The organism is Kribbella sp. NPDC002412 (assembly GCF_053592935.1).
Genome location: NZ_JBSFBL010000037.1, coordinates 22,846 through 44,831 on the forward strand (window position 1 = coordinate 22,846; position 21,986 = coordinate 44,831).

The 21,986-nt window shown below is 67.1% G+C and carries 15 protein-coding genes, 1 tRNA gene and 1 pseudogene; 9 read left to right on the top strand and 8 right to left on the bottom strand.

Annotated elements, in window-relative coordinates; genetic code table 11:
- Window positions 1-12 precede the first annotated feature (12 nt).
- From ACWCOV_RS26830 to ACWCOV_RS26855, 6 genes and pseudogenes are all read left to right on the top strand, one after another.
- Window positions 13-204, top strand: coding sequence for a hypothetical protein (locus tag ACWCOV_RS26830; protein ID WP_449832071.1), 192 nt, complete (start codon window positions 13-15; stop codon window positions 202-204).
- An 84-nt stretch (window positions 205-288) separates the two neighbouring features.
- Entirely contained in the window at window positions 289-1,833 is a 1,545-nt protein-coding gene (locus tag ACWCOV_RS26835) for a DNA cytosine methyltransferase (protein WP_449832072.1), read from the top strand.
- A gap of 182 nt (window positions 1,834-2,015) precedes the next feature.
- Window positions 2,016-2,771 (top strand): hypothetical protein, encoded by a 756-nt coding sequence (locus ACWCOV_RS26840; protein ID WP_449832073.1) that lies wholly within the window; start codon window positions 2,016-2,018, stop codon window positions 2,769-2,771.
- 2 nt (window positions 2,772-2,773) lie between these two features.
- Window positions 2,774-3,070: a hypothetical protein gene (locus tag ACWCOV_RS26845; protein WP_449832074.1), complete on the top strand. Its 297-nt coding sequence runs from the start codon at window positions 2,774-2,776 to the stop codon at window positions 3,068-3,070.
- Complete coding sequence (locus ACWCOV_RS26850; protein ID WP_449832075.1) at window positions 3,067-3,291, top strand: hypothetical protein; 225 nt, start codon at window positions 3,067-3,069, stop codon at window positions 3,289-3,291. The genes ACWCOV_RS26845 and ACWCOV_RS26850 overlap by 4 nt, the downstream gene beginning before the upstream one ends.
- 86 nt (window positions 3,292-3,377) lie before the next feature.
- Window positions 3,378-4,198 (top strand): annotated as a pseudogene (locus ACWCOV_RS26855) (bifunctional DNA primase/polymerase).
- An 85-nt stretch (window positions 4,199-4,283) separates the two neighbouring features.
- On the opposite strand, the gene ACWCOV_RS26860 reads toward ACWCOV_RS26855, so the two are convergent.
- The 6 genes from ACWCOV_RS26860 to ACWCOV_RS26885 form a co-directional block, all read right to left on the bottom strand.
- Complete coding sequence (locus ACWCOV_RS26860) at window positions 4,284-4,712, bottom strand: hypothetical protein (RefSeq protein ID WP_449832076.1); 429 nt, start codon at window positions 4,710-4,712, stop codon at window positions 4,284-4,286.
- 132 nt (window positions 4,713-4,844) lie between these two features.
- Complete coding sequence (locus tag ACWCOV_RS26865; RefSeq protein WP_449832077.1) at window positions 4,845-6,032, bottom strand: hypothetical protein; 1,188 nt, start codon at window positions 6,030-6,032, stop codon at window positions 4,845-4,847.
- Between the two features lie 611 nt (window positions 6,033-6,643).
- On the bottom strand, window positions 6,644-9,622 hold the full coding sequence (locus ACWCOV_RS26870; protein WP_449832078.1) for a hypothetical protein: 2,979 nt from the start codon (window positions 9,620-9,622) through the stop codon (window positions 6,644-6,646).
- 928 nt (window positions 9,623-10,550) lie between these two features.
- Window positions 10,551-11,663, bottom strand: coding sequence for a hypothetical protein (locus tag ACWCOV_RS26875; RefSeq protein WP_449832079.1), 1,113 nt, complete (start codon window positions 11,661-11,663; stop codon window positions 10,551-10,553).
- A 64-nt stretch (window positions 11,664-11,727) separates the two neighbouring features.
- Window positions 11,728-13,173, bottom strand: coding sequence for a tyrosine-type recombinase/integrase (locus tag ACWCOV_RS26880; RefSeq protein WP_449832080.1), 1,446 nt, complete (start codon window positions 13,171-13,173; stop codon window positions 11,728-11,730).
- Between the two features lie 91 nt (window positions 13,174-13,264).
- Window positions 13,265-13,338 (bottom strand) — tRNA-Arg (locus ACWCOV_RS26885).
- A gap of 147 nt (window positions 13,339-13,485) precedes the next feature.
- Between ACWCOV_RS26885 and ACWCOV_RS26890 the strand changes: the two genes are divergently transcribed.
- The 3 genes from ACWCOV_RS26890 to ACWCOV_RS26900 all read left to right on the top strand — a co-directional run bounded on the left by ACWCOV_RS26890 (window position 13,486) and on the right by ACWCOV_RS26900 (window position 20,597).
- Window positions 13,486-14,967 carry a PrsW family intramembrane metalloprotease gene (locus tag ACWCOV_RS26890; RefSeq protein ID WP_449832081.1) on the top strand — a complete coding sequence of 494 codons (1,482 nt, stop codon included), beginning with the start codon at window positions 13,486-13,488 and terminating at the stop codon, window positions 14,965-14,967.
- Between the two features lie 90 nt (window positions 14,968-15,057).
- Complete coding sequence (locus ACWCOV_RS26895) at window positions 15,058-18,921, top strand: dynamin family protein (RefSeq protein ID WP_449832082.1); 3,864 nt, start codon at window positions 15,058-15,060, stop codon at window positions 18,919-18,921.
- 29 nt (window positions 18,922-18,950) lie between these two features.
- Window positions 18,951-20,597 (top strand): GTPase, encoded by a 1,647-nt coding sequence (locus tag ACWCOV_RS26900; protein WP_449832083.1) that lies wholly within the window; start codon window positions 18,951-18,953, stop codon window positions 20,595-20,597.
- A gap of 56 nt (window positions 20,598-20,653) precedes the next feature.
- Here the strand turns inward: ACWCOV_RS26900 and ACWCOV_RS26905 are convergent, their stop codons facing one another.
- Window positions 20,654-21,271: an SRPBCC family protein gene (locus tag ACWCOV_RS26905; protein WP_449832084.1), complete on the bottom strand. Its 618-nt coding sequence runs from the start codon at window positions 21,269-21,271 to the stop codon at window positions 20,654-20,656.
- 78 nt (window positions 21,272-21,349) lie between these two features.
- Window positions 21,350-21,934, bottom strand: coding sequence for a single-stranded DNA-binding protein (locus ACWCOV_RS26910; RefSeq protein ID WP_449832085.1), 585 nt, complete (start codon window positions 21,932-21,934; stop codon window positions 21,350-21,352).
- Between the last annotated feature and the right edge of the window lie 52 nt (window positions 21,935-21,986).

The window sequence follows — 21,986 nt, forward strand, 5'->3', positions numbered from 1 at the left end:
GGAGCCACCCAGATGCCGGACACCACCACCGCCGCCGAGCACCGCGACACGACACCGATCGAGCAGCCCTACCGCGACGGCATGTTCGTCAGCACCTGCGGATGTGGCGCCGAGTTCCTCGGCCGTGACCCCGACGAGGCCGACTACCTGCTGGTCGAGCACATCCACAGCGCCAACGGCACCGCCAACTCCGCCACGAACTGACACCGAGCTAGGGGAGGGCCGTGGTGAAGGACCACGCACCCACGGCGCCTCCCCGCACCAACCATAGAAGGGGTTGAGACACCGATGACGTTGACGATGACTGATCTGTTCTGCGGTGCCGGGGGATCGAGCACTGGTGCTGTGCAGGTGCCGGGTGTGACGGTGAAGCTGGCTGCGAATCACTGGAAGCTGGCCGGCGAGACGCACAACAGCAACCACCCGACCACCGACCACGACTGCGCGGACCTGTCCCAGGTCGAGCCGCGTCGCTACCCGCGCACGAATGTGTTGTGGGCGTCGCCTGAGTGCACGAACCACTCCCAGGCCAAGGGCAAGAAGCGCAACGTTGACGCGATGCCGGATCTGTTCGGGGACACGCTGCCGGACGAGGCGGCGGAGCGGTCGCGGGCCACGATGTGGGATGTGGTGCGGTTCGCCGAGCACCACCGCTATGACGCGATCGTGGTGGAGAACGTCGTGGACGCGGCGCTGTGGGTGCTGTGGCCGGCGTGGCGTTCGGGGCTGGATGCGCTCGGTTACTGCGTGCACGTCGTCTACCTCAACAGCATGCATGCCCAGTCTGGTGGCCTCCCGGCGCCGCAGTCACGGGACCGGCTGTACGTCGTGGCCCACGTGCGCACGTCGGTCTGCCCGGACCTGAACCGGTGGACCCGGCCGCAGGCATGGTGTGAGGGCTGCGGGCAGTTGGTGCGGGCGATGCAGGCGTGGAAGAAGCCGGACCGGACCTGGGGCCGCTACCGCGCCCAGTACGTGTGGCGCTGCCCGAACGTTGCCTGCCGCAACCAGACCGTCGAGCCCGGATGGCTCCCCGCGGCGGCCGCGATCGACTGGACCCTGACCGGGGAACGGATCGGGGACCGTGCCCGCCCGCTGGCCGACAAAACCATGGCTCGAATCCGGGCGGGGCTGGCCCGCTATGCGAAGCCCGAGCTGCTGGTGCCGGTCGAGGGCCGCGACGGCAAGACCGCCGCGCCGCTGTCGGAGGCGATGCGCACGATGACGACCCGCAACGAGACCGGGCTACTGGTACCTGCCGGTGGCACGTGGAACGAGACCGCGACCACGCTGGCGGAGGTGATGCGGACCAGGACCACGCGGGAGTCCGAGGCGCTGGTGGTGCCGCTGCGCAACAACAACACGACCAAGCGGGCGATGGACCCGTTCGACACGTTCGCTGCTGCAGGCAACCATCACGGGCTGCTGATGCCGTACTACGGCAACGCCACCAGCCGTAAGACGAGCGAGCGACACGGCACGTTCATCACTCGCGACCGGTACGCGCTGGTGATGCGAAACAACGGCTCCCGCTCCAGCGGCGCCGAGATGTGCACACCCGCGACCGAGACATTGCGCACGATGACAACGGCCGGGCACCAGTCGGTGGTGGAGCCGCAGACCGTGGCGGTCGAGGACTGCCTGTTCCGGATGCTGGAGCCGCACGAGGTAGCGGCCGGAATGGCGTTCACGAACGGCTACGTGGTGCTGGGCAACAAGCGCGAGCAGGTCCGCCAGCTCGGCAACGCCGTCACCCCACCCGCCGCGCGCGACCTGATCGCCGCCGTCGCCGAATCCCTCGGACACGACGTTACCAACCTGACCACTGCCTGACCGGGCCGCAGTCGGCGGACCTCCCGCCAAGGTCCGGCCCCTCCGCCGCCCGGCCACTGACACGTAACCGTCAACCCGCGAGGAGAAACCAACGATGAGCGAATCCACCAACACTGAGACTGACACCGGCACCGAACCGGACGACTTCCATGTGGCCGCGACCGCGGTCACCCGCGCGATCCGTGCGATCAACGCCAACCAGTGCGGCGGAGACGGCGCCGAGTTCATTCACTCACCTGCTCGCCACGGTCGCCGCGAACCTCGGCAGCAGCGAAGCAGTGACCGCCGGGCGCCCCGGATCGTGGGAAGCCGCCGGCGTGGGCGACCTGCTGCGCTCCACCGTCGGGTACGACGACGAGTACCTGTTGACGTACCGCACCGAACCAATCGAGATCATGGTCAACAGCGTCTACGAGCTGGACGACCTCGGCATGTTCGAGACCTACGACGCCAGCACCAACCACATCGGCCAGACGCTGTTCGGTGACCGCTGGACGCCGTCGCGCGACCGGCTGACCCTGGACCAGCTGGAACAGATCGAGGACATCGAGGGACTGCTCGCCGAGCTCGAGCACACGGACCGAGCCGAGTACCAGCGACGGTTCACCGCGACCGTCCGGGCCCGGTTCGAGCAGCTGCGCACCGAAGACCCACACCGCTACCCCGACCACCTGACAGTGACCGTCCGGTTCGCCGACGAAGACCCCACCTATCCCGCTCGCAACGGCGACCTGACCGACCTTTGGGGCAGCGACCTGGCCAGCCTCCTCTACCAGCACGCCCGCGAAACCACACCACTGCCCGGCAGCGACACCGCACCCGACTGGGCGGCCGGCCAACGCCACGCCGACACGCTCCTGGCCGCCGGACACTGGCCGCACCTGCGCATCCCCACTCTCGCCCACTACGGCGTGCCCACGACCGCGAAGGAGAGCTGACCATGTCTGAACGCGTACCGAACGGAACCATCCTCACGACCTACGACGAGCTGATCGAGCTGGTGGGCTGGGCTTTGGTCCCTGTGGTGATTGACCGCGACGCTACCCCGTGGATCGTGTTCGAGACCGAGGACGGCGACGACTACGCGGTCACCGTGCCGTGCCCTGACGACAACATTCCCGGCCGGACGGACTTCGCCGGACTGTGTGAGCGCGGTCCGCTGCGCGTGGTGTTCAACGGTGACACCAGCCCCGAGGCGTGGCCCGGCGCGAACCCGCAGCAGGAGGCGTCGGCATGACGATCAAGGTCCGGCTATCCGGAGAACCCGACGAAATCGCCCGACTGGTCGAGCACCTGCGACACCAGTTCCAGGTCGCCGGCGCAGACCGCGCCTACCCCAACCGAGGAGCCTTCGGCGTCCGCGTCTACCTCGAACTCCGCGACCCCGACTCCAGCCTCGACTCGCCACGAGTCCGCAGCGAACGCCTACGCCCCGACCGGAAAGGAATCGAGCCGTGACCACCACCGCGGGCGGCGCCGGACCCGTCCTGGACAGCGACCACCAACTGCTGAGCCGCGCCGCGCACTGGCACGCCGACCATGGCATGGCCGTCTTCCCACTGGTCCCCGGACGGAAAGTACCTGCGGTCGAGGACTGGGAAGCCGCCGCCACCATCGACCACCTCGCGATTGCCCGCACCTGGCGCAAAGCACCGTACAACATCGGAGTCGCCACCGGACCCTCAGGACTTCTCGTCATCGACCTGGACCAGCCCAAGACCCCCACCGACCAGCCACCCGAGCCATGGCGACACCGCGAAGCAACCAACGGCCAAGACGTCCTCGCGCTGGTCGCCGCCGACCACGCGGCAGACCTGCACCGACCTACAGCGTCACCACGCCCTCAGGCGGAGCGCACCTGTACTACCGCCAACCCGCCGTTGGGCCACAGCTCGGCAACAGCGCCGGCCGCCTGGGCTGGAAGATCGACACCCGCGGACACGGTGGCTACGTCCTCGGCGCCGGATCGATCACCGCCGCCGGCCGCTACCTCGCAAACACCACCACGGCACCGCACCCACTACCCAACTGGATCACCAACCTCCTCGACACGACACCGTCGGCCACCGACGCAGAGGCCACCGCACCCGACCTCCGGCACGCCAGCGCCTACACCCTCGCAGCACTCACCGGGGAACTCGAGAAAGTCCTCGCCGCCACACCCGGCCAGCGCAACCACACCCTCAACCGCGCCGCCTTCGCCCTCGGCCAACTCGTCGGCGCACAACTCCTCGACCAGCACATCGCGCGAGACGAACTCGTCTCCGCAGCCGAACGCATCGGCCTACCCCGCAACGAAGCCCACCGCACCATCACCTCAGGCCTCGCCGCCGGCGAACGCCACCCACGCCAACGGACAGCCTGACCCTGGACCTGACCACGACCGACGAAGAGGGCCTCAGAAGCCGTGCAACGGCTCTGAGGCCCCGCTCTTCCCGGCCAGACCCGACTCAGCCTGCCTGGGCGCGCTCTACATCGATCGGCGGCTCAGCAGATCGGCGCCATGCCCACTTCAGCGTCGCCAGCACACCGTCAACAAAGCCCGGCACACCAGGCAAGCTGTCCGCAACGATCCGCTCGGCGGCAAGCGTCTCCTCAGCGATCAGCTCCTCGTACGCCTTCGACTGCAACCCCGTCACAGGAGAAGGCCTGAACACGGAGGCAGGCCGTCCGTCAGCACCGTGCACCGTGATGATCACCCCTGCCAGCCACTCGCAGGTCGCGCAGACACCGCGCAGGTAGGAATCCTCCGCCTGGTCGGCGGCCTTCATAGCATCGTCGTGACGCTCAGCCACCAGCCACAGCCGCGCGAACTCACGCACAGGTATCCGCAGGTTCCTCCGCGGTATCCGCTCGAAGTGCCGGGCAGTCAGCTCCATACCACAGCACGATCCCATGTCCTACCGACAGTTTCCATCGGGACTGCCCGGACTGCGGCCCCTAACGTCGGCGAGTCTCGCCGACGCTAGGGGCAGCTGGGCCGAGCCGCTTGGACGTTGCAACGTCTGTCGTCAGCGCCGCGCTGCCGCCTGCTCAGTCAGTCGATGGTCGGCTTCGTAGAGGTAGAACAACTCGTGGCTGCGGGCTCGACCCTGACCGTCAGCGCGACCGGTCACAGCCGCCGTGAGGTGCGTGGCTACCGTCGGCGCAGCGGCGACAGCGGCCGCGATCCACGTTCGAACATCGGTGACTGCTTCCAACCCAATGTAGATGGCCGGCCACGACGTGAGGCCCTTGATGACGGAGCCAATGTCTTTCCCGACTGACCTCGCGATCTCCTTCGCCAGCGTGTGTTCGGCCAACGACTCCTCGATCTCCAACAACGCCGGAGCAACGTCAGTGAGCCACATGTCATCAATCTCCCCGGCTCCAGCACCGCTGAACGCCGGGGCTGTCATCTTGTTCGCGAGCTGGGCCACGGCTGCCCGGTAGCGAGTCAGGGGTCCCGACAAATCGGCACGGAGATCGAGAAGTTCGTTGGTCGGTGCCTGATGGAACGCAGGCAGACGCGCCACCAAGCCGCTGCCGAGCAAAGCCTCCTGGGCGTGCTTCAGGGACAGATGGCCTGGACTGACCGTGTTCTCGTCGATCAGCGCCCTCGCCAACTCTCCGGTCTGACCATCAAGGAGCAGTCGCATCGAACTGTCACCCAACAGTCGCGTCAGCTCTCCCACGAACGCGCCAGCGTGATCGCCATCTGTGGCCAACATCGAGTCGTTTTGACTGAGGATGCCGGCCTCGAACGCCGGCGCGAGCTCGTCGGCCCCCGACTCCACAAGCAAACCCTGGATCGTCCGGTGCAGTTCGGCTTCGATCGCGGCGACTTGGCGCCGCTGCTCCTCCGTCTGCGGGTCGCGGAGATATGTGAGGTTCCCACGCCACTCCGGGGCCAACTGTTGCTCTCGAAGGAGGGCGGCCATCTCGTCATCGCTCAGCGTGGCAAACAGCTCGGCGAAGCCCGCGGAACCACGTTCAGCGACCAAGGCCGCATACCCGATCATGGCAAAGGCGGGGCTGAACAACTCAACCTTGTCGGCATAGAGCATGGCGGACTTGATCAGCTCGACCTCATGACGGACGTCCACCGTGCGACCCGCCGACTGTGGTGTCGTGACCACTGCAATCGTCAGCTGCCGGGCGGAGGCCGCCGCAGCCTCACGACGCTGCTGCCGACGCCTCTCCCTTACCTTCTTGCTCACTCGCACCTCCCTACGGCTGCGCGTTCCTGACGCGGCTCAGCTGGAGTCTTGCCCATGGCGACGCTCGAGACCAACAACCACCGCGGCTGCAGATCTGCGTGTAAGGTCCAAGTCACTCCAGTTAGGGCGCTCTCATAGTCACGGAGCGTCACTGACCAGAGGGCCTGGAGTACCTCACTCGGTGCGCCGAGGTTTCGCCCGGCGGCAAGAGCGGAGGCCGTGAGCTTGGACCGGCCCGGCCGGATGGCAGCACGTCTAGGCCGCACGTGGTGACATGTTGGTGGGGTACTGGGTGCCAGGAGCAACTACTTCGACAGAGAGAAGGCGGAACGGTGGCCGAGGCGAAGTCGAGCCTTACCAGCGGCGAGGAGTGAACCGAGGGCCACCTGGCCGCCGCGACACCTGGATGAAGGTCAATTCTGTTGGGGTCAGCGGTGTTCGCTTTGCTGCCGCAGGGGCTGTCCGTCCTGGTCTGGCGCCAGATCGTGTTTGTCTGCTCGTGAACGACATGTGTCGTGGACGAGGGTGGACGTGCCTGAAGGGGAATTTGGCTGCCAGCGGACCCGGAGCCTACGCTGCTGCGTCCAACAGCGGGCGTACTGTGCGGCCGTCTACGACGCGAGAAGATCTCCGAACTGCGCGTGGCCGCGTGCGATGAGGCGGTTCACGGTCTGCTGGGCTAGGCGCCGGGTTGCCGGATCGTCGGACTTTGTCCCGACCTCGAGTACGTCGCGGATTTCGGCGTCATTGGCCGAGACGAACCATGGCTGTGGCGGCGTGTTTCGTTGCGCGGCGTCGATAACCAGGGCGAAGCAGGCTACGACTTCGGTGATGTGCTGGCGCCGCAGCGCAGCGAGGCGTTCGAGAACGCTGTGGTCAGAGTCGATCGAGCCGCCGGCGGTGAGAAGTTGGTGCAACTGGTTGAGTGCCCAGCTGTCGTCGAGCTTGCCGGAGGCGAACCACAGGCCGAATCCCTCGAGTTCGTCGAGTTCGCGATGTCCGTCGTCATCCTGCAGGGTGCTGACGCGCCACTCCCACAGTCGATGGAGCCGCGCTACAACGCGCTCGGATGGCTGATCCTCGTTACTCATCAGGTCGTAGCCGATGAGGTCGACAAAGTGTGCCCGCAGGGTGGCCGGCGCGCAGGTGAAGAAGTGGTCGACAAGAGAGCCGGACTCAAGGTCGACCGCCCCGCGCACGTAGAGGCCAACGATGTGCCCGGTCAACGCTTCTCGCATCTCCTTGACACGTTCAGACGGCTCTGCGGGGCTCTCGTCGCCGAGTTGGCTGACCGCCTCGCGGTAGTGCTCACGGAGCAGCTCGTACGCCTTGGGGTCGGCGCTGTTGAACAGCAGGTAGCTGGTCCACGCCGCCTCCCGCAGGTGGCCCAAGGAGGGGTCGGGCGGAAAGATCACGTCGACCCGAGACCGCGTCCAGTCCTCGTCGCAGGCCAGCAGGGCGGGGAAGTACTGCCCGTAGACGGAACGGATGGTCTCCGTGGGCTCACGGTCAGGGTCGAGATGACGATCGAGCAGATTCTTCAGTTCGGCGCTGAGGTGCGGGACCTCGCCGGCAGGTGTCTGCTTCTTGCGCCACCAGACGTACTGCATCAGGGCGTGGAACGCCGTACCACGTGGTGTGTTCAGGTCGCGGGGCCAGTTGTCGCCGTCGGCCAGGTGTCGCCGTTCGGCACCGAGGGTTGGGTCTGGGCTCGTGGCTAGCTCGGCCAGCATGTTGAAGATGTCGTCGGCGTGCCGCTCAGGAACCGTGTCATGCTGAAGGCCGTCGCCCAGAAGGCGGGCGATCTCCGGGTGCAAGCCCGCCCAATCGCTGTCCTGCTCGTCCACCGGCCGGTCGGTTGAAGCAGACTCGTGGGTTTTCGCCAGAACATGGCGGCACAGCTCGAGCACCGGTTCCCATGCGAAGGCGGTGTCTTCATTCGTGGCCTTTCGAAGCCCGCTGATGAGGCCGTACGCATAGGTCGGGTGGAGTCCGGTGAAGGCTGGGGCGAGGTTGGCGAATCGGTCGGCCGCACGTGCCGTAGCCTCCTCGAGATTTTGGCGCAGCCCGTCCCGTGAAGGTGTGAACGATCCTTCGTCGGGCTGCCAGGTGTGCAGCAGTTCCAGCAAGTCGTCATCGTCGAAGGCGAGGAGCTCACCGATCGTCAACGGTGCCGTAGCCCCCCAGCCGAATCGGCGCTGCTGCTCCCACGGATAGACGGGCTCGCCGAAGCGCGCGACGAGCTCGTCGCGGCGTTCGAATTGATCGCTGGGCAGATTGTCACCGAACCGGACTAACTGTTGCAGCCGCCACGCGTCTGCGGTCTCGGGGTCGAGCGCCGCGTTCTCAGGGCCCGCGTCGATCCACTCGATGATCTGCCGTCGGGTATCCGCAGGTATCGATGAGCCGTGCTCCCGCAAGAGCATGGTGTATTCCCTATCGACGAGTGGATCGTCGAAGAGCTTGCGTTGGCGGAGCCGCTCGTTGACCAGGTCCTCGTGCGGGACTACGCGTAGTACATGCAACGCGACGCGGTGGAAGATGGCGCGGTCGCGTCCTTCCAGCGCGTGAACCACGTCGGCAACGCCTGGTCGAGTGGCCTTGGCCAGATCGACCGCTGCGTCGCGCAGGGCCGAGACGAGCGTGTCCTCTCGATCGTGTTCATCGCCGTCATCAAGGACCGGCCGCCACGTAGTCGAGTAGTCACGCCATGTCCGGATCTCTGGTCGCCGCTCGTCCAGAAGTTGGTCGAGAGCCTCGGCTATCAGCTCCAGCCCGTCGAGTCCGAGCTGTGGAAAGGCGGCCGGAACGACCTCTCGCAACACCCCAGCCGAACGCCACCAGTCTCGTTCCGATTCCGCCTCGACGATGGGCCGCAGGACAACCAGTGCTGCCGTGGCCTCGCCAGCGTCAGCCAGGCGGATCACCAGGTCACGGGCCTTGAACGGCAAGGCCCACTGGTAGGGCGTCGTCAGGAATGCGGCGATCTTGGGGGCCAGCCGAGCGGCGTCTACGACGGGCAGCGCCAAAGCCGCGTCGGCCGTCGACTCGTGAGCCGCAGGGTTGTCGGTCGTCTCCGCCAGTAGGACCGCGAGCAGGTCGTCACGCACGCTTGGCTCGACTGCCATCCGGGCCAGATACCGCGCGGCCGGCCACCGGACATAGGCGATCGTGCCATCCTCCGCGACCTCAAGGGCCGGCGGATTGCTCAGGTAGCCCTTGCGACGCAGCAGCGGGAACCAGCCCGGGCCGGCGTGTTCGAAGAAGCGCTCCAACGCCACCACGCTGTGCGGAACACTGCCCAACCTTGTTAGGTCGTCGCGAGTGGGCTGCTCGAGATCGGCCAACTCATCGATCGCTGGCAAAGATGTGGTGTACGTCGACTCGAACTGGCGGCCAAGCCTGAGCAGCAGAACCTGAACGCCGTTCCACCAGGCGCGGAACTCGTCGTCGAGGGGCCGCGGCCGCAGCTGCGAACCCCGATGCCCAACCCGATGGAGGCCCAGCGATTTCCAGAGCTTCCGCAGCTCGTCATCCGAGGGGAACCCCAGCGCGGTCGCGATCGCGTCGATCTCCTCCTTGTGATGCAACCGTTCGGGCTGTTGGCTCGCCTTACCCGGTTCCGATGAACCTGCCGCTCCCTGCCCTTGGAGCAGGCGGCGGACGACGTTTCTAATCGCTGACCCTAGTGCGCGGCGCAGATGATCGATCGTGTGGCTCGCAGAGCCAGGTACCGGCTCGTCGGCCCCGTCTCGGCGTGGCTCTGGTGGTGAGCCTACGGCTGGCTGCCCTTGGATTAGGGGGCGAAGCACGTCCCTAACTGCTGACTCGAGCTCCCGGAGCAGATGACCAACTACGTGGCTCGCCGAGTCAAGTGGAGGCTCTTCGGCCACGATTCGGCATGCGTCCTCGTAGAAGGCCGCGGGAACGGGTCCGAACAGGCCCAACAATCGGTGAATCTCAGCCTGGCGCCGGTCGAGCTGCGAACGCCGCCGAGGGGTCTCCGGTGTCACATACCCATTCTCTCGCGAGGACACGACGCGGTCGATCCACGAGCGTGCACAGCCCGTCAGCGGTCTCGACCAGGGTCTCGTGCCCAGCCCTCGCCACCCACTCACTGCAACAGTGCGCGGCGCCGCGAGACGCCCGATGAAAGGTCAAGCACCGCGAGACCAGAGAGGTCATCGTCGGAGGAGTCCTCGGCTCGATCACCCCGGCCCGAAGCCGTTATCGCTGGTCTTTACACCGCCGAGGGTCAGCTGGTGAACATCGGCGGAAGGCGGTCTGAGTTTCGCCAGTCCCGGGCTTGCCTGCCGGGGCGGGGCCTCGTGCCTCGACGCCATGCGGGCAGCGGCTTCACCCGCCGGTGGCTCCGGGCTGAGGACTGGCGACACCACACCACTGTGACGTTCGGGCGGATACGGGGCGCGACGTTATCCACAACCGCCTAATGGTCAGCGGTTGTGTCCTCGCAGCCCGTCCACTTGCCCGCGGCGCTGACATTTTTGCAGTTGACCCCTAGCTTGGGCGTTCGGGAGTCCAGTCCAGCTGGAACTGCTGTTCGGTCCTGTGGACTTCGGTGAAACGGTAATTGACCTCCAGTACATCGTCAGGAAAGGGCTCTATTGCAAACGGGTTGTCCAGGCGAAGGATGGTTGCTTCTTCATGTTGCCAGGGTTGCCAATTTTGGACGATGAACACGCATGAGACGCGACGATTCTTCCCGGTCGGAGCGGCAGATGACCGCCCGAACAACCCATCATTGGCTCGGATCGTACGCATGGACTCCACATGGATCTGCTCCGACCCGTACAGAGCACTAACAACGTCGTCGATATCACAGAACGAATCACGAATGACGACAAGCGGCGCGAATGGCTTGTCTCGGAGTGAGTAGCGTTGGCCCGACTTGTCGCGCAGAGCTCCTCGCAGCCGTTCACGAGAGTTGACGAGGCCGCCAATTATCGCACCGGTTCCCACGATGCGATCCGACGTGGCATCGGGCGACGGTCGCCGCGGAAGAAACTCAAAACGAAGCCAGACACCGGTGTCGCGATATGTTGCAGTCGGAAGCTCGGCCTCACGACCGATCGGCTCGCTGGGCTGGGGGAGCGCCTTGATGGTTTGCTGCACCCAAGTCGCGAGCTTGCTCACGGCAGGCGAACGTGTGAGCTCCAGAATCTCGAAATGGATGAACCATCGATTGGCGTGCAGCCTCTTGTTCAATTCGTCAGCTATCCGATCGTGTTGCGCCTGTTCTCCTGCCCAGTCGTTCCGCATCATGAGTGTGAGTACCTCGATGCCGCCGATGTAGTCACCTGAGCGATAGAGGCGAAAATCTGGCCCCTCGCCATTTTCCTCATAAACGGTGTCTAGCTGGCGAGAAAGAAGGTCGTGAACGAAGAGCTCATCGAGTGCTGAGAAGTGGTCAAAGTCTTTTACTGAGCGTAATCGACCCAAGAAAGCCCCTGAAGGATCGGGGAACCTTGAGTACCAATCGTTCACGTTGTTGCGAGACGTCACAGCGATCGCCCGCGTCGATCCACGAAAGAAGTTTACTGCCGGTTCGGATCCTGCCATTGGGCCGTCGGAGACTACGACGGGCTCGGGGAAGGCAAGCTGTTGCTTCACGGTGGCCAGCGTACGCATGGCTTCGCGGGTCAGCCGTTACCCCCACGCGGACACCGTCAGCCTTCTACTCGCCCTGGGATTCAATGTCTGCGTTCGACAAGCCCGCCGTGACCGCCACAGGGCTCTTCGCCACAACTCGTGGTCGTTTGCCGCGCGGGCCTTCGATCATGCCAGCAGCCTTCAGTGCTGCGATCGCGCGGCTGACCGTTCCGGTTGAGACGCGATACTGAGCGCGGATGGTCTCGTTGGACGGCAGTTGCGAGCCGATCTTGTAGTCGCCACGTTCGATTGACTCCCGGAGGTCGGCGAGTACTTTCTCGTACGGCGTCCGTGGTGTCCGCCTCAATGGGTCGGGGACAGGCAGCTTAGTCGCGATGCTGCCTGCGGCGCGCTGGTCGGCTTCCTCCAGCCAGGCGGCGTAGAAGCGGAGAGTGGTGCTGCCGCTAGCGTGACCGAGCCGGCCAGAGACTGTCTTCAAGTCGACGCCAGCAGCGAGCAGCTCGGTCGCCGAGTAGTGCCTGAGGGAATGGATCCTCGTGCTGCGAAGGCCGTTGCGGCCGGCGAGACGCCTGTACCGTTGCGTGACGGTGTCAGGCTTCATAGGCTTCGAGAAGTCTGGTTCGAGCGAGAACACGTAGGAGTATCGGCCGAGCGTTATGCCAGCGGCCTTGCACTGGGCAATGGAACGCTCCTTGTGGGAGCGCAGCATCTCTACCGTGTAGGGATCGATAGAGATTCGCCGGTCCTGTTCGCTCTTGGTCGACTTCTCTTGCAGCTTTCGTGTGAGTGCGGAGTCGATGGTCACCTTGCCTCGGTCAAGGTCGATGTCCGACCAACGCAGCGCGCACAGCTCGCCGCGCCGGCAACCTGTGACCATGACGGTCCAGAGAAGTGCACCCCAGGCTGGCGTCTTCCAAGCCTCATTGAGGATGGCCGCGGCTTCAGCCTCGTTCGGTGGATCGGGTGCGCCCTTCCGCGCGGCAGGAGGTTTGGCGAGTTCCGCTGGATTCACCCTGAAGTACTTCCAGCGCACGCCGCGCTGGCCGGCGCCAGTCAGCACGGCGTGGATCTGTCGGACGCTGCTCGGCGCCAGAGGTGCGCAGACGTGATTCTTAGCGCGCCGCTTGTCACAGAGGTGCCTGCACTTGCGTAGCCGCGAGTAGAAGGTCTCGAGGTGCTCAGGATCGAGTTTGGCGAACTGGGTCGAGCCGAATGCTGGCTCTATGTACTTCCGGTTGAGGCCGTCGTATCGCTCGCGCGTGGAGTCCTCCAACTCGGCGACCTCGAACCACTTCTCGATCAGGGCGCTGACGGTGATCTTGCTCTTCGGCTGCCGTTCCTCATCGATCTGCCGGTGCAGTTCGAGCAGCTCGGCTTCAGCCTCTGCTGCTGTTGCGAGCAGCTCGGTCTTCGGCTGCCGACGGCGGCCGGTCACCGGATCACGACCCGCGGAGGCAACTCCTCGAAACTTGCCGCCGACCTCTTCTATGTGGCCCCGACGCTTCCCCATGCGGGGAGTCTAGAGCGGCGTGTTCCAAAATCTGTTCCAAACACAGACCAGGGCAGACACCGCTGCCGGCATCTGCCCTGGTCACAGGACGCGCGCCCGGCAGGATTCGAACCTGCGACCAACGGATTAGAAGTCCGACGCTCTATCCAGCTGAGCTACGGGCGCGTGGCACGGAAGAGTCTCTCAGATCCGGGGTGGATCGTGCGCGTGGGTTACCGGTGGGCGGGTCGAACCACAGGCTTGTCGTTCCATCCCGGTAACGCTGCGTGGGTGGTCCTGCCGCGCGGTGGGCCGCCCAACTAGGCTGCGGGCATGAGTTACCCCTCACCAGGCCCGGCCGGCTCGCCGCAACCCGCGGCGGGGTCGGCGTACTCGCCCGGCGGACCGTACCCGCAGCCGAACGTGCTCGGCAGCCACCCCGTCCCGGGGCAGCGGCGGAACCAGGGCATCCTGATCGGCATCGTGGTCGCGGTCATCTTCGCGATCGCGGGCCTGGTGATCTTCGGCATCGTGGCCAAGTCGACCGGCGCGGGCGGCTTCACCTGGGGGCTGGTGTTCGCGTTCGTCCCCGTCATCCCGGTGATCGCGCTGTACCTCTGGCTGGACCGTTACGAACCGGAGCCGACCAAGTACGTTCTGTTCGCGCTCTGCTGGGGAGCGTTCATCGCGACCCTGGTCGCGATCTTCATCAACACCGAGGTCTCGCACTGGATGGAGGAGACCGGCAGCGGCGGCAACCGCTCGGCCGTCTTCGTCGCCCCGCCGGTCGAGGAGTTCGCCAAGGGGTCGGTCATCCTGCTGCTGGCGCTGGTCCGGCGCAAGGAGTTCGACGGCATCATCGACGGCCTCGTCTACGCCGGCATGGTCGGCGTCGGTTTCGCCTTCACCGAGAACATCCTCTACTACGGCCGGATCTTCAGTCAGCTCTCCGAGGAGGGCGGCAGCGACGCCGGTCTGCGCGGGGTGTTCGTGCTGTTCTTCTTCCGCGGGTTCCTCTCGCCGTTCGCGCATCCGCTCTTCACCTCGTTCACCGCGATCGGCATCGGCATCGCCGTACGCCATCGCAGCACCTGGGTCCGGTTCCTGGCCCCGCTCGTCGGCTACCTGGCCGCCGTACTGGCGCACGCCCTGTGGAACGCCTTCGCGAGCTGGGCGCAGGGCGCCGGCTTCTTCATGGCCTACCTGTTCCTGATGGTCCCGATCTTCATCGGCATGGTTGTCTTCGCCCTGGTGATGCGGTCCCGGGAAGGGAAGATGATCGCCTCCCGGCTGTACGACTACGTCCGGTTCGGCTGGCTGGTCGCCCAGGACGTGCCGCTGATCGCGACGCTGCGCGGGCGCAAGGCGCTGCGGCAGAACGCGAAGCGGTACGGCGCCGAGGCCGAAGCCGCCGCGAAGGCGTTCCAGCGCAACGCCACCGACCTGGCCTACCTGCGGGACAAGATCGTCCGCCAGGTGATCGGCCCGGACGCGCTGGACACCGAGAAACGGCTGCTCAACGAGCTCCGCGCCCGGCGTCCGAGCGTGCCGTTCCCGCCGATGCCGGCCTTCGCCCAGGCCACCCCGCAGTTCCAGGGGCCGGGGCCGGGCGGTCCGCCCTACCCGGGTGCGCCGGGCGGTCCGCCGTACCCGGGTGCGCCGGGGGGTCCGCCACCGGGTGGTTACCCGCCTGCCCAGGCGGGGTATCCCTCGGGTCAAGCCGGTTACCCAGCGGGCCAGCCCGGTTACCCACCGGGACCCCCTGGCCAACAAGGACCGCCGGGAGGATACGGTCCGTATCCACCATCGCAGTGACTGCCACCCGTCCACGCCGCCAAACGGGGATGACGATGACTTTGCTTCTGCGCTGTCCGACCGGGCACTCTGTGCTCGTGGGCGGACGCCGTGGCTGACATCAGGTCAGCAGCAGGTGAGGGTTCGGAGCCGCGGGTTCCGGACCGGGATCAGCCTGCCCAGGAGCTGGCGAACCTGATCGCCCAGTCAGATGCCAAAGGCAAAGGCTTCTGGCGGCGCCGCCGCCGCAAGACCACCACCACGCCGGAACCCCCCGCCTCGACCGGCACCGAGGACTCCGGTACGGCGAAGCCGACAGCCGAGCAGCCTGACGTGGCGAAGGACGCCGTCAAGCAGTCGGTTGCAGCGGAACCCAGCACCGAGGAGTCGGCCGCCGCGGCACCCGGCACCGAGGGGTCGCCTGCAGGGGAGCCCAGCACCGACGCGGACGATGCGGAGGCGACAGCTCCCGACCAGCCCGAGGCAGCCGTGAAGGCGACCGAGGTCGACGGGCCGACGGGCAAGGCTGACGAGCAGACCGCTGCCGAGGAAGCAACCGTTGACGGCCGGGCGGCTCAGGACGGTGCAGCCGCGCAGGACGGTGCGGCCGCTCAGGACGGTGCAGCGGGGGCTCCAGTCGAGCCGGCATCAACCGAGCCAGCACAAGCCGCGCAGACGGGGGCTGACCCTGGAGCGGAACGCCCGACCGTAGGCGTCGTCTACGAGCCGGACGAGTCACCTGACGGCTTCCCCCTTGAGTACGGCAACATCATCGTCGGCCTCCCCAAGAAGTCCGCGAACGCCGAGCAGCCTGCTGCCGCGGAAGCCAAGCCCAAGTCGGCGAAGTCCAAGAAGTCAGGCAAGTCCGCCGCCAAGCAACCCGCAGCCGACAACCCCGCTGAGCCACCCACCGACGCCCCCGAGCAGGCAGATGCCTCGGACAAGCAGTCGGACGAGGCAGCCGCTCCACTAGAGGCAGTCGAGCCGCCTCAGGCAGACTCTGAGCGCGCAGATGGCGCCGCCGACGAGCGACCCGCCGACGAACAGCCTGCCGGCGAACAGCCTGCCGACGAGCAGACTGCGGCTGATCAGCAGGCTGGCGCCGAGGCCGACGACTCACCCGACCAGCCCACCGAGGCATCCGAGCACGCGGAAGTAACTGGGGAGCAGCACGCCTCCAAGCAGGCCGACGGAGCAGCCGAGGAGTCCGAAGAGTCGGCCGCCGGCGAGCCCGCCGAGGGCCCGACTGCCGGCGGTGTCGAGGAGTCCACTGCTGAGCAGGCTGAAGACGATGAGCAGGCCGGGAGTGCTGAGAGCGCCGAGGGTGCTGAAGCTGCTGAGGGTGCTCCCGAGGACTCCAGCGCGGCCGACGACCAGTCCGTGACGGCAGAGCAGCCGGAGACGGCCGAGCAGGCTGCGACGGCGGAGCAGGCTGGGACGGCGGAGCAGTCGGCGGTTGCCGGGCAGGCCGACGAGTCGGGCGATGGGGCCGGCGGGGGTGCTGAGGGAGCTCAGGCTACGGCGGAACAGCCCGGCGAGGCTGACGAAGCAGTTGCCGGGGTGCAGACATCCGCTGAGGGCGACGATGCTGTGGTCGCTGAGCCGCAGGCAACCGGTGAGGTCGACGAAGCCGCGGTTGTCGAGCAGTTGGCGTCCGGTGAGACCGGCGGTGCTGCGGGTGCTGAGCCGCAGGGATCTGCTGACGAGGCTGCAGCTGACGAGCAGTCGCCGTCTGCTGAGGCTCACGAAGGCGGCTCGGCTGACGAGCAGGCAGCCGAGGAGTCTGGCGAGCCGGCTGCGGCGGGGACCTCTGGGGAGGCTGCGGAGGCGACCGGGGGCGACGCTGGTGCGCGGGAGGCTGGCGAGGAGGCCGTAACTGCGGGCTCCGGCGACGCAGGCGAGCAGCCGGCTGGGGAGAGCTCCGGTGACGCGAATGATGCGTCCGCGGGTGAGTCCTCTGGTGAGGGTGGCGAGCAGGCCGCGGGCGAGGCTTCCCGTGAGGGTGGTGGGGAGTCTGCGGCTGAGGCTTCTGGTGACGGCTCGGCGGGGTCGGCTGGTGAGGGCTCTGAGGGGCCGGCGGCTGGTGAGGCGTCTGGTGATGGCTCTGCGGGGGCCGCGGGTGAGGGCTCCGAGGCGGCGGGTGGTGAGGGCTCCGATGGCGGGTCCCGGGAGTTGGCTGGTGTGGCTTCTGGTGATGCGGGTGAGGGTGGGGAGGTTGAGGAGCCTGCGGAGGAGTTGACTGCGGAGCAGTTGGCTGAGCAGGTGGCTGCGGAGCAGGCTGCTATGGCGTTGATTACGGCGTTGATGCGGCTTCGGGGAGCGTTGGCCGGCAGTCAGTTGCCTCTTGATGTGGTGGGGGCTGATGAGGCTCGCCAGCAGCAGAAGGCGATGCTGGATCAGCTGGATGACTACATCTTGCCTCGGCTGGTGCAGCTCGAGGCTCCGGTGCTTGCCGTGGTCGGTGGGTCTACTGGCGCGGGGAAGTCGACGCTGGTCAACACGATCATCGGGAAGGTCGTCAGTGAGCCCGGCGTCCTGCGGCCGACTACTCGGTCGCCGGTTCTGATTCACCACCCGGCTGACGCGGACTGGTTCGTCGGGGACCGGGTGCTGCCTGGGATGGCTCGGTCGAGTGGGGACAAGCCGGGTGGGATGGAGGATCCGGGCCAGCTGCGGTTGGTTGCCGCTGACACCGTTCCGCGCGGGCTCGCGATCCTGGATGCACCGGACATCGACTCCGTCGTCGAGGCGAACCGTGACCTCGCGACCCAGCTGCTCGCCGCGGCCGACCTGTGGTTGTTCGTCACCACGGCGGCTCGGTACGCGGACGCCGTGCCGTGGGAGTTCCTGCAGAGCGCGTCGGACCGCAGTACGGCGGTCGCGGTCGTGCTGGACCGGGCTCCGGAAGACACCATCGACGACATCACCGGGCACCTCGCGCAGATGCTGCTCGAGCGCGGGCTCGGCGACTCGCCGCTGTTCTCGATCAAGGAGACGGTTGTCGACGGCAACGGCATGCTGCCGCCGGAGACCGTTGCCTCGATCAAGGACTGGCTGATCGACCTGGCCGCCGACCAGGAGGCGCGGTCGGCCGTTGTCCGCCGTACCCTGCATGGCGCTGTCACCGCGATGGTGAAGAAGACGCCGCCGTTCGCGGCCGCGGTCAAGGCGCAGGCGGAGACGGCGATCGAGCTGCGGTCGACGGCGGAGACGGCATACGACCGGGCGGTCAAGGACATCGCGAAGGCGACGCAGGACGGCACGCTGCTGCGCGGCGAGGTGCTGGCCCGCTGGCAGGAGTTCGTCGGGACTGGCGAACTCCTGAAGGGCCTGCAGACCAACGTCGGACGGCTGCGAGACAAGATGAAGAGCGCGGTCGTCGGCAAGCCGCCGCCGACCCGGGATCTGAACGACGCGGTCGAGTCCGGCCTGGAGTCGTTGCTGCGCGAGCACGCCGAGGCAGCGGCCGAACGCGCCGAGGAGTCTTGGCAGTCCACCGCGCCGGGGCGTCAGTTGCTCGCCGCCGGAGACCGCGACCTCGGCCGGATGTCGAAGGACTTCCCGGCTGCGGCCGGTCGCGCGGTCCGCGAGTGGCAGGGCTTCGTGCTCGACCTGGTCCGCAAGGAGGGCGCCGACAAGCGCTCGACCGCCCGCATCCTCGCGTACGGCGTGAACGGTCTCGGCCTCTCGCTGATGATCGTGATCTTCGCCAGTACGGCGGGAATCACCGGCGCCGAGGTGGGTGTCGGCGCCGGAACCGCCGTGGTCGGGCAGAAGTTGCTGGAGGCCGTTTTCGGCGATCAGGCCGTTCGGACCCTGGTGGCTAAGGCCCGGGAGGACCTTGACGGTAGGGTTCATGCCTTGATGGATGCCGAATTCGCCCGCTTTCTGGCTGTCCTCGACCAGCATCCGGTCGATCCCGAGGCAGCCAGGCAACTGACGGAGGCCGCGCGCGCGGTGGAGGACTGCACGTGACGGGAATTGTGGATACGGTCAAGGGCCTGGTGAGGGGCTCTACCGATGTCCTGACGAAGATCGAGGCACTGGAGCAGGCCGCGGAGGCCGGTCAGGGCCGGCTGGACCCGGTGGTGCTCACCGAGGCCACGCAGATCGTGGAGCGGGCCGGGCAACGCCTGCGGATGTCCGGCGAGCTGACCGTGGTGGCGCTGGCCGGAGCGACCGGCTCCGGGAAGTCGTCGCTGTTCAACGCGATGACCGGGCTCGACCTGGCCGCGATCGGCACCCGCCGGCCGACCAGCTCGATGCCGCTCGCCTGTGTGTGGGGTGAGGAGCCGGCCGGCGAGATCCTGAACTGGCTGGGGATCCCGCGCCGCCACCAGGTGCAGCATCGCAGCTCCCTGGAGGACGCGCGGTCGGAAGACCTGGACGGTCTGGTCCTGCTGGACATCCCCGACCACGACTCGACCGAGGTCGAGCACCGCCTGATCGTCGACCGGCTCGTGGAGCTGGTCGACATGCTCGTGTGGGTGGTGGATCCGCAGAAGTACGCCGATGCCGCGCTGCACAACCGGTACATCAAGCCGTTCGCCTCGCACTCCGGCGTGATGGTGTTCGCGCTGAACCACATCGACAAGCTGACCCCGGACCAGCGCAAGAGCTGCCTGAACGACCTGGACCGTCTGCTCAAGTCGGACGGACTCAAGTCGCCGAACGTCGTCGCGACGTCCGCGGTGAGCGGCGACGGACTGGAGGAGCTCCGCACGCTGCTGGTCAAGCGCGTCAACAACAAGCGGTCCGCACGGGAGCGGCTCGCCGCCGATGTCGACCGGGTCGCGGACCGGATGGCGAGCCAGTGCGGCAACGCGAAGACTCCGGAGATCGCGAAGGCCGACATCACCGAACTCGTCGACGCGCTGTCCGACGCGAGCGGCGTGCCAGTGGTCGTTGACGCCGTACGTCGTTCCTACCTGCAGCGGGCTCGTGGAGCGACGGGCTGGCCGGTCACCAAGTGGCTTGGGCGATTCCGGCCGGATCCGCTGCGGCGGCTACACCTGGATCAGGTGCCGAGGCAACAAGGCAAGGCGTTGCGCAAGTCCGCGTCCCAGGAGGTCGCGATCGCGCGCTCCTCGTTGCCTGCGGCAACACCCGTGCAGCGCGCGCGGATGGACACCGCGGTCCGCACGATCACCAACAAGGCCGCCGAAGGACTGTCCCGTCCGTGGGCCGACTCCGTCCGCTCGGCGATCCGTCGCCGTGAGGAGTCGCTCGGCGACGAGCTCGACCAGGCGGTCGCTCGCACGGACCTCGGGACGAGCAACAACCCCGGTTGGTGGAGCGCAGTGCGGTTCATCCAGTGGCTGCTGTTCCTGGTGGCGCTCGGCGGTGGGCTGTGGCTCGCCGCGCTGGCCGTGTTCGGCTTCCTGCAGCTCGAGGATCCGCCACTGCCGAAGTGGAACGGTATCCCGTACGCCACGATCATGCTGATCGGTGGCGCGCTCCTGGGCGTCGCCGTCTCGTTTGCGTGCCGCCTCTTCGCGACCAGCGGAGCCGCTCGCCGTGGCCGTCTGGTCGCCAAGGCTCTCCGCGCCGAGCTCGAGAAGGTTGCCGACAGCCACATCGTCGCGCCGGCCCGGGCCGAGCTCGACGCCTACACGACCTGCCGCGACAGCCTGGCCACCGCCCGCCGCTAGTCGTCCATGGCTGTCCCACGGGGTAGTCACCGTGGGACAGCTGCTGGAGTGCTCGGTCAGACCTCGGCACCAGGGGAGTACTGCGCCATGGAGAGCTTGGCGGCTTCTGCCAGGTCTTCTTCCTTGGTGGTGCCGGACGCGCGGACGGATTCGATCCAGGCGCGGACGCAGTGCTCGTTGTACTTGATGACCTCGGGGGAGTTGGCCATCTCCATCGGGTCGGTGTCCTCGGGGAGCTCGCCGCTGACGTAGAGGGCGAGGCCGAGGAAGGCGCCGTCCCAGCCGGGGCCGACCCAGAGCGCGCCGGAACCACCGGGCGCCGGGGGTTCGCTCATCGAGTGCTCGAGCTCGAGCTCGGTCGAGGCGCCGGAGCCGGGCGCCAACCGAAGCTCGAGCAGGCTGGTCGGGCCGCCGAAGGTGACCTTGAACCGCTTGGGCGGCTCGCACTCCAGGATCTCGCCGCCGGCGTTGCCCTCCAGCTGGAAGGAGCCGCCGACCTTGAGGTCGCCCGTCACCGGCAGGAACCAGCGCCGCATCCGCTCCGGGTCCGTCAGCGCGTCCCAGACCTCGTCGGGGTCGGCTTGGTACGACCGGCGCATCACCACCGTGACCGTCTCCCCGGTCCGGCTGACTTCGCGCTGAACCGCGTTGATGTGCTCGAGGATGTCGATCACGGTCTTGTCCCTCTCGTCTCAGGCTGTTGTGCGTCTCAGACTGCCGCTCATCACTTATATAAGTCAAGACTGAGATAGTCATGCCGCCTCGGACTCCCTGGTCGTCGGGGTGAGGGGCAGCGGGGTGGCTGAGTACTCCTCGGCCGGGTACGGCGAGGCGGAGGCGTCGGCCGGGCCCGGCGAGGGCCTGCCGTAGTCGCCTGAGGACCCAGGGGAGCCGGTGGAGCCGGTCAGGGAGAACGCGGTGGTGGACTCGAAGGTGTCGGAGGATGAGGTGGGTGCGGTGGCGTGGCGGGGTGGGGTCTTGGTGAAGGTCGTCGTGCCGCGGTTGAGGTCGTGGCCGAGGGAGAAGGCTTCGAGGATGACGCGGCTGCGGGTTTCGCCGGCGTCGTCGGTCCACTCGTGCGTTCGCAGCCGGCCGGTGACCAGGATCGGCTGACCGACATGCACCGATTCGTACGCGTTCTGGGCGAGGGCGCGCCAGCACTCGACCGTGTACCAGGTCGTCGGTTTGTCGACGTACGTCCCGAGGTTGCGGTCGAACGTCCGGGGGGTCGAGCCGAGCCGGAACGTCGCCCGGGCGGTCTGCCCGCCGATCTCCTTGAAATCCAGGTCGCTGCCGACCCAGCCCTGCACCGTCACATAGGTCTCGCCGAAGCTCATGATGGCCACCTTCCGATCGATCGCGGATGCGCTGTCACCGGAGAAGATGCAC

Bases quoted from the DNA above. Each gene is read 5' to 3' on its own strand.
- ACWCOV_RS26830 (WP_449832071.1), top strand. From the start codon at position 13: ATGCCGGACACCACCACCGCCGCCGAGCACCGCGACACGACACCGATC.
- ACWCOV_RS26835 (WP_449832072.1), top strand. From the start codon at position 289: ATGACGTTGACGATGACTGATCTGTTCTGCGGTGCCGGGGGATCGAGC.
- ACWCOV_RS26845 (WP_449832074.1), top strand. From the start codon at position 2,774: ATGTCTGAACGCGTACCGAACGGAACCATCCTCACGACCTACGACGAG.
- ACWCOV_RS26850 (WP_449832075.1), top strand. From the start codon at position 3,067: ATGACGATCAAGGTCCGGCTATCCGGAGAACCCGACGAAATCGCCCGA.
- ACWCOV_RS26860 (WP_449832076.1), bottom strand. From the start codon at position 4,712: ATGGAGCTGACTGCCCGGCACTTCGAGCGGATACCGCGGAGGAACCTG.
- ACWCOV_RS26880 (WP_449832080.1), bottom strand. From the start codon at position 13,173: ATGGGGAAGCGTCGGGGCCACATAGAAGAGGTCGGCGGCAAGTTTCGA.
- ACWCOV_RS26890 (WP_449832081.1), top strand. From the start codon at position 13,486: ATGAGTTACCCCTCACCAGGCCCGGCCGGCTCGCCGCAACCCGCGGCG.
- ACWCOV_RS26910 (WP_449832085.1), bottom strand. From the start codon at position 21,934: ATGAGCTTCGGCGAGACCTATGTGACGGTGCAGGGCTGGGTCGGCAGC.